Raw genomic sequence first — 16,367 nt, forward strand, 5'->3', positions numbered from 1 at the left:
GCAGGTACGCTCAGCGGCAGTACCTCCAGGGCTGCTCGAGAAGGTCAGCGGCGACAGCGCGCGCCGGCTGCTCTTGGTGGTCTCAGGAACAGTCCAGGTGATCGTCCCCGACATGCGGGCCAGGCTGGGCGCCGGTGACGTGCTGTTCCTTGATGTCCCCGGTCCGCTCGAAGCACCTGTGCACATCCGGGCGGCGTCCCACTGCTCCTACCTTGAGGTCGAGGTCGAACCGGCCTGGCTTCCCGTCGGCACCGTGCCGCCGTCCCTCGACGAAGGCCGCCGGACGGCATATGGGTCGCCCCGGCTGCTCCGCATGTTCTCCGACGGCGAGGTCGCGCACCTGTCGCCGTTCGACGACCTCTTCTCGGCGCCGGCCGAGAAGACGCAGGAGGTCAACGCGCTGAGCTTCGTGTGCCTGTCACCGTCCATGAGCTCCGACTGGCACACCGAGCCCGGCACGAGTCTGCTCGTCGTGCTCGCCGGCGGGTTCGAGGTCGAGGTCGGCGGAAACGGCGGCCGACGGACCCTCAGGGCGGGCGACGTCTGCCTCGTCGAGGACTTCGAGGGGCAAGGGCACAAGAGCTCGTCGGACGGCGAGACGCGTTTCGCGGTGCTGGCTCTCCCCAAAGGCCACCTCTGGAGCCGCGGCAACCGAGCCGAGGAGGCAGTGGCATGACCGATCAGATCGATCTCTTCGAGGCCCTGGAGAGCTGCCGATCGATCCGGCGGCTGCGTCCCGACCCGCTCCCCGACGAACTCTTGGAGAAGCTGGTCCACTACGCGACCCGCGCTCCGAGCGCGGGCAACAGCCAGCTCTGGAAGTTCCTGGTGGTGACGGCACCGGAGGACCGCCGCTGGTTCCGGGACATGCTCGTCGAGGCTGTCGGCCACCGGTTCCCCGAACCGGCGCCCGCCGACACTTCGGCAGCCGCCAGAGGGCAGCGCCGGTACCGGCAGTTCATCTTCGACTTCGATCAGATCCCGGTACTTGTCCTGCCTCTCATCGAGAACGCGTTTCCCGACCGGGACCACCCCGATGTCCGCTTCGCGTGGTCGTCGGTCTACGCCGCGACGCAGAACCTGCTGCTCGCGGCCCGCGGCCTCGGGATCGGGGCGGCGATGACCACGAATCATCTGGAGAACGAACCTGCCGTCCGCGAACGCTTCGCCATCCCGGCCACGTTCCAAATCGGCGCCACCATCCCCCTCGGTTACCCCGTCGGCCGCTACGGCCCAGTGACCCGTAAGCCGGTCATCCCCACGATGTACCGTGGACGTTTCGGTGCGCCCTGGGCCTCGGGACCGACGGATGCCTCGGAACGAGCCACCCGAGTGAGATACGGTATCTGATATAGACATCCATGGATGCGGACCATAGGGTTCGCATCCATGGAACTGGTGAGGGAACCCCGACTTCGCGAGATCATCGAACAGATCACGCCCCTTCTGGCCAACAGCCCGGCTCCCGCCGTGAGGCAGCCGCCGGCCGACCCTGTCGCACGAGACGCGTGGTTCACCGAGGTCACGCAGGAGCGCGCGAAGCAGCAGGCCCAGATGAGCGGAGGCGCCAGGTCGCTGCCGACCATCGAAGGTGTCGAGGTGAGCGAGATCCGCATCCCCGTCACTGGGGAATGCGGATGGTCCGGCTGCCCCGAATGCACGGCCGGTTCGATCAACGCGATCGTGTACCGGCCCGTCGAGGTGACCACGGCGCCCGCCTATCTGCACTTCCACGGCGGAGGCTTCTGGATCGGCGGCGGACTCGACGTTCTGCGTGCCGGCGCCACGGTGCACGGCGCGCGCGCCCGAGAACTCGGCGTCGTCGTCATCGACGTCGACTACCGGATGGCACCGGAGCACAAGTTTCCGATCCCTGTCGAAGACTGCTACACGGCACTGACCTGGGTCGCGTCCCATGCCGACCAGCTCGGTGTCGACCCGGCCAGACTCGCGGTGGGCGGCGGCAGCGCCGGCGGCAACCTGACCGCCGCGGTGGCGCTGATGAGCCGTGACCGAGGAGGGCCGGCCCTCTCCGCGCAAGTGCTCAACATCCCGGTCACCGACAGCAGCTGCAACACCACCTCGATGCACCTCTTCGCCGAGGGATACATCATGACCCGCCAGAACGCCCTGGAAATGTGGGACATGTACCTGGCCTCACCGGCCGACGCACATCATGCCTACGCCTCCCCCATGCACGCGCCCAGCCTCCGCGGCCTGCCCCCCACTCTCGTCGTTCTCGGCGATTACGACATCCTGCGCGACGAAGGCAGCGCCTACGCCCGGCGTCTCGTCGACGACGGAGTCACCGTGACGATGCGGCGCCTTCCTCAGACCCACGGTGCCGAGCTGCCCGAGAACGGACCCGAGACCGAGCGCCTGATCAACGAACTCCTCCGCGCGAACCTGCTGAAGAACTAGGTGTGCTGTTCGGGCACGTTGGACATCAGCACGCGGATCCAGCGGGCTGATGCCCACCAGCCCATCATCGGACGACGGTTCGAGGACGTGTGCGCATGGGCAGTGCACGGGGCTTCAGTGTGAGACTCAGAGCGGGGCGCCTCTCAATACCTGGCGCGTGTTCCAGCTGCCAGCGTGCAGTGATGCTCGCGAGGGCGAGAGTGGCTTCCGCCATCGCAAAGGTGTCGCCGGGGCATTTACGGGCGCCCGACGCGAACGGGATCATGGCGTGACGGTGCGGCTGAGGGCGCTGAGGGTCCCACCGGTCAGGGTCGAAGTCTTCGGGAGCGTTGTGGAGATCGTGCCGGTGGTGAATGAGATACGGGCTGTACGCCACATTGGTTCCGGCGGGGAGGAAGTGCCCGCCCAGATGGGTGTCAGCGGTGACCGTGCGGGTGAAGAACCAAGCCGGTGGACGCAGCCGTAGCGTTTCGGTGATCACACGGTTGGTGAACTCCAGGTGGTGCAGGTCGGCATGAGTGGCCGCGGCACCGTTCAGTACGGTGTCCACCTCGGCGTGCAACTGCCGTTCCACCTCGGGATGCTGGGCCAGGAAGTCCAGCGACCATGCCAGGGCGGATGCGGTGTTCTCGATGCCCGCCAGCAGGATCGCCACGATCGTGTCGATGATTTCCGCGTCTGTCATACCCCGCCCATCGGTCTCCACGTCGTGGGCCGCAAGCAGTGCTGAGACCAGGTCTTCATGATCGGTACCGTCGGCTCGGCGCTGGGCGATGATCTGGCCGCAGACCTCGTGAAGATGGTTGCGGGCGCGCGTGTAGGCGCGGTTGCTCGGAAGCGGCAGCCGGTCCAGTGGCGGTACCAGGAACATGCGCCGGTAGAAGCCCGCGAGAAGGGTCATGCTGGCGTCCAGGAGCTTGTCGAGCTCGTCCTGGGACAGTGCGCCGGAGAACAGGGTGGCGATCGCGATCTTGGAAGTGATCGCCATCATCTCGGCCGGGACGTCCAGAATCTGCCCGGATCGCCAGGAAGAGGCCGTCTCGTCGATACAGGCGGTCATGGTCTCGGCGTAACCCGGAAGCCGGGAGGGATGGAACGAGGGTTGAACGAGCCGTCGCAGCCGCCGGTGTTCATCGTGGTGGCTGGTGCCGATGCCGTTGCCGCTCACCTCCCGTGCTCGGTCGTAGATCGGGCCGCCCTTGTCGAAGGTGCGGTCGTCGAGCAGGACCTGATGGGTCAGGCCTGGATCACACAACACCACCATGGAAAAGGGACCTACACGGATTTTGACCATGTCTCCGTAGGCGGGCAGGGAGTCCAGGAATGCCGTCGGGTTGCGCAGCAGCGGCAGCAGGTGACCGACCAGGGGCAGCCCTTTCGGCGCGGCGGGAATCGAAGGCAACTTCTTCATGATCGCTCCAGATGTGTGGCGTGGGGAGGTTCCAGTACCTGTGTCGTCTCAGTCCCTGGCCTGCACGACCATGGGGAGGCGATTGGGGCGCAGCACTGCGGCGGGGACTTCCCTCACTTTGGCGCGGGTGGCGGGGACGAGTCGCCAGCGGGCGGCGATCGTGGCGATGCCGATCGCCAGTTGGGTGAGGGCGAAGTGGTCGCCTGGGCATTTCCGGGGACCGGCGCTGAAGGGCTGGAATGACTCACGCCGGGGCGGCGTGAGCCACCGGTCCGGGTCGAAGCGCAAGGGGTCGGGGTACAGATCAGGGTCGCGGTGCATGGTTGTCGCGCTGAACAAGATCTCTGCTCCCGCGGGCAGATGCATGTCGCCGAGTGTCACGGGGGTGATCGTGCGGCGCATCTGGATCCAGGAGACGGAGTGGAGGCGGAGTGTTTCCTGGATGAGTCGCTGGGTGTACTGCAGTCGCGGAAGGTCGTCGAAGGTGACGGGGCGACCGTCGAGGACAGTGTCGAGCTCGTGGTGCAGGCGCGCCTCGATGGCAGGGTTGCGGCCGAGTTCGTACAGGAGCCAGGCGAGGGTGTAGGCGGTGCTGTCCGCGCCGGCGACCAGCATGGTGACGACCTCGTCGTGGAGTTGCCGGCGGCTCAGTGGTTGGCCGGTCTCTTCATCGCGCGCCGCGAGGAGGAGGGTGAGCAGGTCGTCCGGTTCCTCGGTGGCCCGGAGGCGCACGTCGAGGATCGAGTCGACGATGGCCTTGAGCCGCTTGCGTGCTGCCTCGAAATTGCGGGTGCCGGGGAGAGGCAGTCTTTCGACGACGTTCGGCGTCATGGTGCGCACGATGATCTGTGTGAGGAAGACGCCCACGCAGTGGTCGATCTCGGCGATGGTGGCGCTGTCGATGCCGGTGCCGAACAGGGTCCGGACGGTGGTTCCCACGCTCATGGTGTGCATGGCCCGGTCGACGGCGATGCGCTGTCCCGGCTGCCAGGAGGCGCTGACCGCTTCCGCCTGTTCCCGCATGACCTCGCTGTAGCCGCGCAGGCGAGGGCGGTGGAAGGCGGGCAGGATCAGGCGACGCTGCCGGTGGTGGAGCGCGCCTTCCGAGGTGGCGAGGCCATTGCCGACGACAGGCCGTGTCTTGTCGTACATGCGGCCCTTGGTGAAGGAGTCGGCATCGGTGACGAGGACGCGGTGCAGCAGCTGCGGAGAGTTGACGACGTAGATCGGCAGCTTTCCCACATGAAGGGCGACGATGTCGCCCTGGCCGCGCAGACCCTGAAGGACGTTCAGCGGTCCGCGGACGAATTGCAGGGCGTGTCCGATCAGTGGGAGGCGCCCCCGCGCCGACGGAGGAAGATGGGGGACGGTGGTCGTGGTCATCGGGTGTTCTCCTTTTTACGGAGCCCGGAATGAGCAGCGAGGTCGGCTGCTCCGCTCGGAGCGCCACTGAGCGGACAGTCAGGCCGCGGAACCGGACCGCATGGAGGTTGGGTGAGCTGAATGACGTTGGCGGCAGTACCGCGTCGCGTGGTGCCGGTGACCGGCCCGGACACGGTCACGGTCACGGTCACGGTCTATGGGCACCAAGGCGGGACGTCGGACGGATGGACCGCCACGTCAGATGGTCCTCGCGTCCGGCGCCTTGGAAGTCGCCCTGTAGCGCGCGGACGAGTCGTACCAGTCATACAGACCTGACAAGTAGCTTTCGGCGCCCCGGACCCAGACCTTCATCTGCGCGAGATCCGTTGGTGACAGGCCGATGTCCGCGGCGAGTTGTGGCAACTTGATATTCACCGCGTGGTTGAAATACACGACTCGGTCCACGATGAGACGAGTAGTGATCTTGTGCGCCGTACCGAGGTCGTCACCCGTGAGGTCCCGCAGGACCAGCATGAGGTTGTTGACCTCACCTTCCTCGTTGATCTCCATGTCGTAGGAGACGGCCTCGTTCCCCAGCGCCATGACATCGATGAAGGCGTCCAGGAGCGAGTCGACTACCTCCGTGCCCCGGAGGCGTGCAGGAATCTCAGCCCCTGTGGACATGGCGGCGAAGCATGCCCCCGTGCCGCCGGCGAATGTCTGGCGCCGGAGCTTGATGAAATGGATGAGGTCGGGCACCCGGTCGTCGCAGATGTTTTCCAGCTCGAGCGCGGCTCCGATGATGAAATCGTGGATGGCTCGCGTGAATTCCCGCCGCCAATAGGAAGAACGGCCTGTCGCGAGGCGGGGCCACAGGTCGGCAAGCCCGCGCTCCACCGCGTCGCGCGGTGCGGGTACGGATGTTCCGGGGTCCGTATCGATAAAATCGCACAGTCTGCGCGCGTATTCCCATCCGCCTTGCCTGTCGCGCACTTGCTTGTAGGCCAAGGTGAAGTAGTCGTCGTACGCAAAGATCCAGACCATCGCCTGGTTGATGAGGAGCAGATCGGCCGGCTCCGCGTCCGGGGCGATCTTGGCGGCGAGTTCGGGTACTGCGATCCTCCGGAACCGTTCCGGCGTCCAGATCCCTCCGGACATCGGGCGATCCGTCATCAGCATCCCCATGGCGCGTGCCCATTTCTCGGACTCCGCGTACGAGTCTTCCAGGTACGGGTTTACCCGCACCTGGTAGGGCAGGGCCACTCCGGTCGTGTTGATGACGGTTTCTTTCTCAGTGAGTCCATGCATGGGAACCTCCTGCGAATTGATGGGGGGGGTTGAGTCGTAAGGGAAGAGAATTCGCTGCCGTTTTCGCCCGATGGCGCAGTGACGGGACGGATGACATGCGGGATCACGCCGGGGACGGCTGGCCCTTGCTGCGGACATCCTGAAACTTTGGCGTCCAGGGTCACGCGATCACCCTCGGCGTCCCGTACTTCATGGCGAAGCGAGTCGGTACACCGAACTGAACTCAGCCGGTCCGTGGAGATGGTCGTGATCACGCCACCGGCGACGACGCTTGAGCACGTCTGGAGAGGATGGACCCGTCCGTGGCATCCGGTACGGAGTTCTATGCCCGGGATAACAGGCAGGGTTTGTCCGCGACTAAGCGCGCCAGGGCCTTGACATCGTTGTCCCTGGCGGCGACCTGAATGATCGCTGCGCCGCCGAAGGGCTGACCGACAGACGCCACGGAACCATCGACGGCGACCAGGCGGGGGGCGATGCCTCTGGCAACTCTGCGCCCCTGTATCGCGATGGTCATGTGCCATCACCCCGGCCGGACCGACGGTCACGCCAAGCCGGGCACAGGCGGCCGACGCGACGCGGGATACAGGTACTCACGAGACACACCCCCTAGAGAGAACGTTCAGTCTCGAACCTAAAGCCGCACCCGCGGCCTGTCAAGACCGAACGTTCTATCTCACGCACTGAGCGACATCCACACAGAGGGGTTTCCGGGCCGAGGTCACCCTCCGTCTCCCGAAGGGGCATTACGACCTTGAGGGCATGGTCCCCCGGCGCCGACAGTGCATTCTCCCTCCTGCTGCACCCGAAGTTCGCGCCGACCAAGGACCCCACAGTGGTCATGGACGCCCGTAAGCCAAGCCCGTCCAGGTCACCGTGCCGGACGGCGAGGCCAAGCCCACGGGCGGGTTGTTCTTCCTGCACCTCAACGCGAACAGCGGGTACACCTCCATGTACGAGGCCCCCTCACTGACCGACATGCGCGTCGGCCAACTCCGTGCCCCGGTACCGGCCGTCTCGGCCGCTACTCCTTCCAGCTCCCCGACCTGCCCGGAGGCTTGCGTCCACTGCGCGATCCGGATGCCGTAGACGGCGAGTGACGGCCAATCATCGGGAGACGCCGACCAGCCCCTGCTGCGGGCTGGTCGGCGGAGCTGCGGTTGGATTGCCTAGATGGTCACGCGTGGCCGCTGCCGGGGCAGTTCGGCGTGCCGCACCGCGTCGGAGGCCAGGGCGATGCCCACGCCCAAACTGGCGAAGATGCCGCAGGCGACGAACACCGGGGCGGCGCCCCAAGCTCCGATCGCGGCGCCGACCAGCGGATAGCTGAGGGGGGCGAGACCGACCATGGTGAGCATGACTACGGAGGTGACCCGGCCGAGATAGGCCGGGTCCGCCGCAGTCTGTATGAGGGCGTTGTCCAGACTGCCGAAGACACCCGCACACAGCCCGATGACCGCAGCCAGCACCGCGGCGAGCCACAGGGTCGGCACCAGAGCGATCGTGGCCGCACCCGCGCAGCCCACGAGCAGCGTCCCGGCCATCATCAGGCCGGCACGCGGCAGCCAACCGGCGATCGCGAGCAACGCGGCGCTGGCCGCAGCACCTGCGCTGAAGCTGCTGACGATCCAGCCGTAGCCGGAAGGACCCCAGCCCCGTTCGGCGTTGAGGAGCACCATGCCGACGTTGAGGGTGCCGGTGAGGCCGAGTTCGCAGACGGCGCCGGCTGCGACGAGCGGGCCGATGAGGCGGTGGCGGCGGATGTAGCGCAGGCCGTCGAGCAGCTCCTGCCGCGCGGTTCCGGGCTCCGGCCGCTCCGCGTCGGGCGCCACGAGGGGTCGCATCCGTATCGTCAGCAGGAGCGGCAGGGACAGGGCGATGAGCAGTCCGGCGGTGGTGAAGGCGGCTGCGGGTCCACCGAGTCCCATGGCCAGACCGCCGATCGGCGGGCCCGCGATCTGGCTGAGGCGCGTCGACAGCGAGCGCATGCCGGTGACCCGGGCCAACTGGTCGGGGGCGGTGATCCGGGGCGGAAGAGCACCGACAGCGGGTACGAACAGCGCGTCGACGGCTCCGAAGACCAGTGCCACCGTGACCAGGATCCACAAGGCCGGCGCCGTCAGTGCGATACCGGCGGCCACCGCCAGGATGAGGAGGCAGCGCAGCGTGTCACTGCCGAGAATCACCCGGCGGGGGTCGAACCGGTCGGCCACCACGCCCCCACCGAGCATGAGTAACGCTCGCGGTACTGCTCCGGCAGCCATGACGAGGCCGACTTCGGTAGGACCGGCGGCCTTCTGGGCGGACCAGGCCAGGGCGACGAAGTACACGCTGTCGCCAATGAGGGAGACGGTGTAGGCGGTGAGCCAGCGCAACACGTTGCCGTCGCGGTGAGCCGGTGTGGCGGCGTTTTTGGGCAGGACCGTCTCTGGGGTGGCCATGGTGGGCTCCAAGTACATGGGGAATTCGGCTGAGTCAGGGCCGGATGGGAAAGCCGTACAGGTGCACAGACACGTGCTCGCGGTCCTCGGTGTCGTCGGCCGCCTTGGCGGCCTTGCCGCGCTCCCGCCAGCGCCGGGCCAGCGCCTCAAGCTCGTCGCTCATCTCGGCGAGTTCGGCCGGGGTGAGGTCGAGCAGCCACTCAGAACTGAAGGATGCGTCGGTCCACGCCTTCCCCCAGGCGGACTTCTGGTCGAGATACGCGCGGTACTGTGCGACGCGGGTGTCGAAGATCCCTCGGGTCACCGCGCCGACGGCGGCGGCTCCCTCGGGCGTGTCCGCGAAGTCCGAGTCACGGAAGCCCCAGCCCTCTTCAGATGCCACCTGCCACCAGCGCTCGCGGCCGTCGGTGCCCTGGCCACTCGCCTGGGTCACGAAGCCGTGCTCGGCCAGCTTGCGCAAGTGGTAGCTGACCAGCGAGGGCGTTTCGTCGACCTGCTCGGCCAGCTGAGAGGCGGTCGCGGTGCCCGCGGCGTACAGCAGCCGGTACAGCTGCATCCGTAGCGGGTTCATGAACGCCCGCAAACGTGACAGGTCGGTGATCTGCTCAGGCTCGTGCTTCGGTCGCATGCGCTCACCGTAGGTATGAAGTGAAAACTTCGCAATAACTGCTTCAGAGTTGTATGGCCGAGTAGCCCGGCTCTGTGCGCAGGGGACTGAAGACGGCCATCTCAGCTCGCTTGACGGCGCCGACGAGGTCAGCGGCTGATGTCTCCGGGCGCGAGAAGGATCGTGACCTCGGCGATCGCCTCAGAGCCTGTCGGGTGGCCGATTGGCTACGCGGCGATGAGGTCCTCGACGGTTTTGGAGCAGGCCGTCTTGCGGTGGGCTTCATGGCTTCACCGTGCTGGTTGTCCGGCGATCCGGACGAGCATGAGCCGGATCATCGCCACCTTGATCATGGCCTCGGACGTCGCGGTCAGCCGTTCGTAGTCGCGGGCGAGGCGACAGTTGCGGACCAGCCAGCCGCAACTTCGCTCCACCACCCAGCGTCGGGGCAGAACCTTGAATCCCTTGACGTCATCGGTCCGCTCACAATCTCGACGATGATGCCCAACGCGTCGCGGGCCCAGGAAAGCAGCGTGGAATCAACGGAGTTGGCGTATCCGCCATCGGCCGCTGACGGCCTCGGACTTGTCGCACTGGCACGCACCACGTGATCATTCCGGGGCCGTCGTCGTGCCTGGAGGGCAGGTCGTAACCGTCAAGCGACTCACGTGCCCAGCCCTGACACCCTTTGGCCACCGTTGAGGAATCGCGGTGGTCCGTGGTGCGTCGAGCCCCGCCTCCGGTGGGTATCAGGGAAGAGGGCATCATGACATCCATGCTGAACTACAGCCTCGCTGTCCCCGAGGTGGATGACGCCGGTGTCCTGGCCGCGCTGGTTGCTGAGGGCGATGATCTCGACGTCCTGGTCACGGCAGTTGACGACTGGTCCATACCGACACCGGCACCGGGCTGGACGGTCGCCCACCAGATAGCGCATCTCGCATGGTCGGACGCAAACGCACTCATCGCCCTGCGCACTCCGGACGCGTTCAGCGCCGAGCTCGCGCGGGCGGAAGCCGAAGGCAGCGAACATGCCGACAAGGCCGCCGCCGAGGGAGCGGCCAAACCTCGGGCGGTACTCCTGGACGAGTGGCGGGCCGGTCGAGCGGACCTCGCGGCGGCGCTGCGCGACACGCCATGGGACCACGCATCCCCCTGGTACATGTCGGAGATCACCCCGGCCCTGATGATTCCCCTTCGTCTGCTGGAAACCTGGGCCCACGGGCAAGACGTCTTCGATGCTGTGGGCGTGGCGCACCCTCCGACCGATCGACTGCAGCACGTGGCTCTGCTGGGGGTGCTGGGACGAACGCTGTCCTTCGCCGCCGTCGGACTGCCTGAGCCGGCGGACCCCATCCGCGTCGAGCTGACAGCACCTGACGGACAGACCTGGGTGTGGGGTCCCGAGGCTGCAGCCCAAACGCTACGGGGCAGCGCCATGGACTTCTGCCTCTGTGTCACCCGGCGTCGCCCCTGGTCCGAGACCGATATAACGGCAACCGGCAAGGACGCACAGAAGTGGCTGGAGTTGGCGCGCGTCTTCCTCTGAAAACGTGCCGGACGGTTGATCACGCGCGAGCGTGACGGCAGCGATCTGCCCTCGGCGACGCCGGCCCGAAATGGTCACGCAGTGCGTGCCAGTACGACAACTCCGGGGCCATCAGCAGCGCATGCTCGGCGTAATCAGCCGGCCACCCGACAGGCTCTCAGCCGAGAGGGGAAGCAACGCCGCACGTTTTCCGGCTTCTTGTGCCGCGACTTCGCCATGAGCATCGGCAGGCTGGCCCCGGCCTCACCGAGGTGGGTGAGGCCGAAGTGCCGGTACTCGTGCAGGTCCCAGCCCGTCCCCGCCACACCCCCGACAGCCGTGTGCGCGTCCAGGAGGCGCGGTCCTGCCCGTACGACAGCCGGACCAGCCCGGTGTCCGGGCACACGTCGCGCGGGCTGACGAGCTTTACGGGGCCCGGCTTGCGGTGGGTGACGAACACCGGCCCGGCCCGCGGGTACGGCCCTTGATCAGTCGGGGCAGCAGGCGGGCGGTGCCAGGGGGAAGTTGTGCCCGCCGTCGTACAACTCACCGATGCCAAGGGCAACACGCTGACCCAGACCATCCACTCCGCCTACCGCACCACCAAGTAGAGGCGGACATCATGCGACGGGGACCCGTACAGGTGAGGCGATGCGTTTACCTCATGCCGGGTCCCCAGGCCTCGCTCGCCCCGTCGATCGTCTGATCGGCGGGGCGAAGTCGCTCACGCAGCGTGCTGGGACTCGGACACCCCCTGCGGCGATCACCCACACACGCCTCTTCTCGTCAGAGAGAGGATCCCCCGTCGGTGCCGATGACCTCACCGACGATGGCGCTCGCCGCGTCCGAGGCGAGGAACGCGACCACGTTCGCCGTCTCTTCATGGAGGAGGTAGCGGCCCAGCTGGTTGCGGACCAGGGAGTAGAACCACATGTCGTTGAACGCCGGGATCTTCTCCTTCGTGCGCACCATCGACGCCGGGTTCACCCCGGCCACACGGATGCCGTGGTGGATTACCTCGGCCGCGAGGAACTTGGTGAACGAGGCGAGCCAGCTCTTGCCCGTGCCGTAGAGAAGGTTCTTCGGGGCACTCGGCATGTTCGCGGAGGCACTGCCGATATTGATGATGTGGCCGCGACCTTGCGGGATCATGTAGTCGAGCACAGCCCTGCTCGCGTACATCGGTCCGGCCATCGTGCCCCGGATGGACCGGTCGAGATCCTGTCGCGTGGCCGTGCTGAAGTCCACCACGGCGACGTCGACGGCGCTGTTGACCAGGATGTCGATCCCGCCCAGCAGCTCGTGGCATTCCGCCATCCACCGCTGGACATCATCCCAGTCCGTCGCGTCGCCGTGGACGCCAAAAGCCCGGGTCCCCCACTTCTCGGCTACACGCGAAGCCACGCCGTGCGGGTCCGGACCGGAGTACTGCGGCATGCTTCCGGACGCATCCGTGGTCTCGACCTTGATGTCGACCAGAGCGACGTCAGCACCGAGGCCGGCGAACCGATTGGCGCAGGCCTGCCCGAGCCCCGCGCCACCACCGCCGGTGATGACCACCTTCCGGCCACGCAGGTCGAGCAGGTCCGTCAGGCGCTTCTCGATCGAGTCGAACGGCATTCGCTGCTCGTCCCACAGCACATCAAGGCTGTCACCCGCCTCGACAGCGCGGGAGTAGAGCGCCCTGAAGTAGTCACTTCCCATGATCTCGTCCCTCTCTGTGGGATCGGGCTACAGACCCAGACGGGTCGGCTCTTCACCGTTGTCGAAGGCCACACGGCCGGCGCCGTCGGCCGCGCCGCGCATCTCGTCCGCGAGGGGTGCCTCCAGCTCGTGCAACCGCGGGAGCACCTCTTTCGCGAAGAGCCGCATGGATCGCTCGGCCTGCTCGGCCGGCATGGCCCCGAACCGCACGTTGAGGACGAACTCATCCGCGCTGGTCTTGCGCTGGATGTCCTTGAGCTTCTCGAAGACCTGGTCGGGCGTACCCCACGCCTGCGGACGTGCGCTCTTCTCCGCCAGGGTCTCCTGGTCGGTGATCGCGTTGCTGAGCTTGGCGTACTGCTCGTACCCCTTGGTATTGCGGAATCGCTCGGGATCGTCGAACTGGTAGTGGCGCCTGCTGCTCTCACCCGCTTCGAGGGAGTGCACCTTCATGGCCTGCCAGGCCTCCTCCTCCGTCTCGGCGCAGGTCATCCGCACCACGACGGTGGGCTGAGTCGGCGTGAGTCCGTTGCCCGCCCGGATACTGTTGAACGCCGCGACGTCCGACGAGTAGTCGTCCCAGCTCTTCTGGTTCGTCATCAGCATGCCCAGACCGGCGTTGGCGGCGATGGGGAGCGTCTCCGGACTCGTCCACGCGATCCTCATGCGGTCCATGAGCCGCTGCGGGTTGCGGTAGGAAGGACGGATCGTGGTCTCGGGGATGCTGAAGTGCTCGCCCTCGTGCGAGAACCACTCCTGTGACATGGCCTTGCGGAGGATCTCCAGGGTCTCGTTGAACCGGCTGCGCGCCTCGGCCATGGGCACGCGGAACGCGTCGAACTCCCGGACCGCCGCGCCCCGGCCCATGCCCAGGGTGAGCTGGCGGCCCTGCAGCAGATTGTCGAGCGCGCTGATCTGGTCTGCGACGACGATCGGGTCGTACCAGGGCAGCACGACGATCATCGTGCCGAAGTCGATGTTGCTGGTCCGGCCGGCCATGAAGGTCAGATGCTGCAGCGCCCCACCGGTCATGACGTACGGCGTGAAGTGGTGGTCGATCGCCCAGTACGAGTCGAAGCCCAGCGGCTCGACGAGCTCGGCCAGCGCGATCTCCTCATCGTAGATCTGCTGGTCGGTCACCTTCGGCGGGCCGGGCGCCTTGGCCAGGAAACGGTCCCAGTCGAGGTAGTTCTGAAAGTTGAAGTGGACTCCGACCTTCATGGTCTCTCCTCCAGCATCGTCTAGGGCCCCCGTGCCACAAGTTGTGAGCCCGGCGGACGCTCGGCGACCTGAGTCAAACAGCAGCCCGGTCGCGGCTCCATGACTTCGTTCCGGCTCGCAGAACCTGTCGTAACCCGGCGATCGGTGTTCTGTTCTGCGGTACATCACCCTGGTCGGCACCTACATGCACAACCGAGACTCGTCCAGCAGGTGCGAGCGCATCGCGCCCATCTCCCGCACTCATCACGAAGGGCAGATGCTCCAAGATGAAGATCGGCGCTCAGCTCGCTGTCACGACCCATACGATCGACGCCGTCACCCTGGCACAGGAGCTGGAAGCCCGGGGATTCGAGTCGTACTGGGCCCCCGAACACACCGTGGTACCCAAACACCCGGGCATGGCTTTCCCGATGACCGGAGGCGAGATCCCCGACGTCTACCACCAGATGGCCGACCCGTTCGTCGTTCTGAGCATGATGGCCGCCGTCACCAGCACGCTCCGGGTGGCCACCGGTGTCTGCCTGGTGCCAGAGCATCCGCCGCTCACACTCGCCAAGGCTGTCTCGACCCTGGATGCCTTCAGCGAAGGCCGCTTCATGTTCGGCCTTGGCACCGGATGGCTCCGCGAGGTCACCGAACTCCACAACCCGGCGGCGGCAGCCAAACCCTGGGGCTACACCATCCAGGCAGTCGCGGCGATGAAGGCGCTGTGGGCCAACGAGTCGGCAGGGTACGACGGCGACCTGGTCGCCTTCCCGGAAATGGTCTGCGATCCACGGCCCCGGCAACGCCCGCATCCCCCGGTGATCGTGGGCGCGCAGCCCACGCCGGTCGCCGCGAAGCGCATCGCCACCTGGGCGGATGGATGGCTCGCCACCGGCGTGACACCGGCACAGGTTGCCGAGTTCCGAGCCGCCATCGACAACGAGTGCGCACGGATCGGACGGGACCCGGGCGAGGTGTCCATCACTGTCGGCGTACGCGACCCCAGCGAGGACATCCGTGAGGCGTACGCCGCGGCCGGCGCCGAACGCCTGATGGTCCTCCTGTACAACCACCCGGGCACCCGCATCCCGTTGGAGGACTGGGCGGCGGTCGGCGTCGCGACCCTGTCGGCCCCGCCGCCGACCCCGGACCAGACCCTGCGCGCGCTCGACGCGGTAACCGTCATGGCGGGCCTATGAGCCGGCAACGGGCACCTCAGAAGCTGCTCGACGGCTTGACGTTCGCCGAGAGCCCACGGTGGCGAGACGGCCGGCTCTGGTTCTCGGACATCTTCGCCAACCGCGTGATGACGGTCGACGAGTCCGGCCGAGCAGAGGTGGTGGTGGAATTCACCGACGGTAGGCGTCCCAGCGGCCTCGGCTTCCTGCCGGACGGCAGACTGCTCATCGTCAACCTCACCGAACCGTGCGTCCTCCGACGGGAGAGAACGGGAGAGATCGTCGTCCACGCCGACCTCTCCGACCTTGCCGTAGGCGGACTCAACGACATGGTCGTCGACGACCAAGGCCGCGCCTACGTCGGCTCGATGGGCACCCACTCGAACGCTGAGAAGCGCCCCGTCGACGCGGACGGTGTCGTGATCCTCGTCGAGGCGGACGGCCGCGCCAGGGTGGTCGCCGAGCAGCTCGACGCGCCCAACGGGCCGGCCTTCCTCAACGGTGGGAACACCTACGTCGTCGCCGAGTTCCCGGCCCAGCGACTGACGGGGTACGACCGGGGGGCGGACGGCTCACTCTCCGCACGCCGTACCTGGGCCGATCTGGCGCCGGGCAGCGCCGACGGAATCGCTGTCGACCCGGCGGGAGGGATGTGGTGCGCATCGCCGTGGACGTTCGACGTTCGGCGGGTGCTCGAAGGCGGCGCTGTCGCCGACGTCGTCGACTTCGGCGACCGGATGCCTCTGGCCTGCGCCGTTGGCGGCCACGACGGTCGGACGCTCTTCGTCCTCAGCTGCGTCGGCGGCGCCGAAGCCATCGCCGCCCGAACCTGCACCTCGGTCATTGAGACGATCCGGCTCACTTCGTCAACTTGACCCGGACTTAAAGGACCGGACATGGAGGTAGCGTCCAACTGGCTGCGGGGTGGCTCCTCCGTCCAGACACCCCTATCTGATGGCAGAGACGTGTGACGCACGCCCCGCGTTCCACACGCTCTCGCCACGGGTGGCGATGTTGTGGGAAGCATTCCGGTCGGCGTGGGCAACGCGACGCAGACCAGGGGCACGCCTGCCCGCCTTGGCCTTGTAGACGACGAAGCCTCGGAGCTGGGCGAAGGGACGTGCCGCGCCTCGCGGCGGGCACGGGCCTTCAGCCGCCGCACTGGTAACCGGTGGACGTGGTGGCGATGTTGACGATGCCG

General features: G+C 67.0%; 15 protein-coding genes and 1 pseudogene. 7 read left to right on the forward strand and 9 right to left on the reverse strand.

Features of this window, described 5'->3' with window-relative positions; genetic code table 11:
• Window positions 1–97: 97 nt before the first annotated feature.
• From H293_RS53860 to H293_RS50400, 3 genes are read left to right on the forward strand one after another with little or no spacing between them, the layout of a single operon-like run.
• Window positions 98–676, forward strand: a complete 579-nt coding sequence (locus tag H293_RS53860; RefSeq protein WP_020121978.1) for a cupin domain-containing protein — start codon at window positions 98–100, stop codon at window positions 674–676.
• Window positions 673–1,350, forward strand: a complete 678-nt coding sequence (locus tag H293_RS50395; protein ID WP_020121979.1) for a nitroreductase family protein — start codon at window positions 673–675, stop codon at window positions 1,348–1,350. Before H293_RS53860 ends, H293_RS50395 begins: the two co-directional genes overlap by 4 nt.
• A gap of 39 nt (window positions 1,351–1,389) precedes the next feature.
• The gene (locus H293_RS50400; RefSeq protein WP_020121980.1) at window positions 1,390–2,421 is read left to right on the forward strand and encodes an alpha/beta hydrolase; all 1,032 of its coding nucleotides are present in this window, start codon (window positions 1,390–1,392) and stop codon (window positions 2,419–2,421) included.
• Window positions 2,422–2,485: 64 nt separating this feature from the next.
• Here H293_RS50400 and H293_RS0132405 read toward each other — a convergent pair whose 3' ends face one another.
• From H293_RS0132405 to H293_RS0132415, 3 genes are all read right to left on the reverse strand, one after another.
• Entirely contained in the window at window positions 2,486–3,832 is a 1,347-nt protein-coding gene (locus tag H293_RS0132405; protein ID WP_020121981.1) for a cytochrome P450, read from the reverse strand.
• A gap of 48 nt (window positions 3,833–3,880) precedes the next feature.
• Entirely contained in the window at window positions 3,881–5,215 is a 1,335-nt protein-coding gene (locus tag H293_RS0132410) for a cytochrome P450 (protein WP_020121982.1), read from the reverse strand.
• Window positions 5,216–5,452: 237 nt separating this feature from the next.
• Window positions 5,453–6,502, reverse strand: a complete 1,050-nt coding sequence (locus H293_RS0132415) for a terpene synthase family protein (RefSeq protein WP_020121983.1) — start codon at window positions 6,500–6,502, stop codon at window positions 5,453–5,455.
• An 876-nt stretch (window positions 6,503–7,378) separates the two neighbouring features.
• Here H293_RS0132415 and H293_RS57580 point away from each other — a divergent pair.
• On the forward strand, window positions 7,379–7,591 hold the full coding sequence (locus H293_RS57580) for a hypothetical protein (RefSeq protein ID WP_020121984.1): 213 nt from the start codon (window positions 7,379–7,381) through the stop codon (window positions 7,589–7,591).
• An 80-nt stretch (window positions 7,592–7,671) separates the two neighbouring features.
• Here the strand turns inward: H293_RS57580 and H293_RS0132425 are convergent, their stop codons facing one another.
• The 3 genes from H293_RS0132425 to H293_RS55425 form a co-directional block, all read right to left on the reverse strand.
• Entirely contained in the window at window positions 7,672–8,943 is a 1,272-nt protein-coding gene (locus H293_RS0132425; protein WP_020121985.1) for an MFS transporter, read from the reverse strand.
• A 34-nt stretch (window positions 8,944–8,977) separates the two neighbouring features.
• Entirely contained in the window at window positions 8,978–9,571 is a 594-nt protein-coding gene (locus tag H293_RS0132430; RefSeq protein ID WP_020121986.1) for a winged helix-turn-helix domain-containing protein, read from the reverse strand.
• 269 nt (window positions 9,572–9,840) lie between these two features.
• Window positions 9,841–10,074: a transposase gene (locus H293_RS55425; protein ID WP_078612726.1), complete on the reverse strand. Its 234-nt coding sequence runs from the start codon at window positions 10,072–10,074 to the stop codon at window positions 9,841–9,843.
• Between the two features lie 251 nt (window positions 10,075–10,325).
• Here H293_RS55425 and H293_RS0132440 point away from each other — a divergent pair, with 251 nt between their 5' ends.
• Window positions 10,326–11,099, forward strand: coding sequence for a TIGR03084 family metal-binding protein (locus H293_RS0132440; protein ID WP_028808390.1), 774 nt, complete (start codon window positions 10,326–10,328; stop codon window positions 11,097–11,099).
• A 134-nt stretch (window positions 11,100–11,233) separates the two neighbouring features.
• On the opposite strand, the pseudogene H293_RS60465 reads toward H293_RS0132440, so the two are convergent.
• From H293_RS60465 to H293_RS0132460, 3 genes and pseudogenes are all read right to left on the reverse strand, one after another.
• Window positions 11,234–11,594: pseudogene (locus H293_RS60465) on the reverse strand (hypothetical protein); the annotation flags it as partial.
• A gap of 270 nt (window positions 11,595–11,864) precedes the next feature.
• Window positions 11,865–12,782 carry an SDR family NAD(P)-dependent oxidoreductase gene (locus H293_RS0132455; protein ID WP_020121990.1) on the reverse strand — a complete coding sequence of 306 codons (918 nt, stop codon included), beginning with the start codon at window positions 12,780–12,782 and terminating at the stop codon, window positions 11,865–11,867.
• A 27-nt stretch (window positions 12,783–12,809) separates the two neighbouring features.
• The gene (locus H293_RS0132460) at window positions 12,810–14,003 is read right to left on the reverse strand and encodes an LLM class flavin-dependent oxidoreductase (protein WP_020121991.1); all 1,194 of its coding nucleotides are present in this window, start codon (window positions 14,001–14,003) and stop codon (window positions 12,810–12,812) included.
• Between the two features lie 266 nt (window positions 14,004–14,269).
• On the opposite strand from H293_RS0132460, the gene H293_RS0132465 reads away from it, so the two are divergent.
• Both H293_RS0132465 and H293_RS0132470 read left to right on the forward strand, forming a co-directional pair.
• A complete protein-coding gene (locus H293_RS0132465; protein WP_020121992.1) occupies window positions 14,270–15,187 on the forward strand; it encodes a TIGR03619 family F420-dependent LLM class oxidoreductase in 918 nt (305 codons plus the stop codon).
• On the forward strand, window positions 15,184–16,041 hold the full coding sequence (locus H293_RS0132470; RefSeq protein ID WP_020121993.1) for an SMP-30/gluconolactonase/LRE family protein: 858 nt from the start codon (window positions 15,184–15,186) through the stop codon (window positions 16,039–16,041). Before H293_RS0132465 ends, H293_RS0132470 begins: the two co-directional genes overlap by 4 nt.
• The last annotated feature ends 326 nt before the right edge of the window (window positions 16,042–16,367 follow it).

The sequence above is a fragment of the Streptomyces canus 299MFChir4.1 genome (assembly GCF_000383615.1).
In the GTDB taxonomy this organism is placed as follows: Bacteria; Actinomycetota; Actinomycetes; order Streptomycetales; family Streptomycetaceae; genus Streptomyces; species Streptomyces canus_C.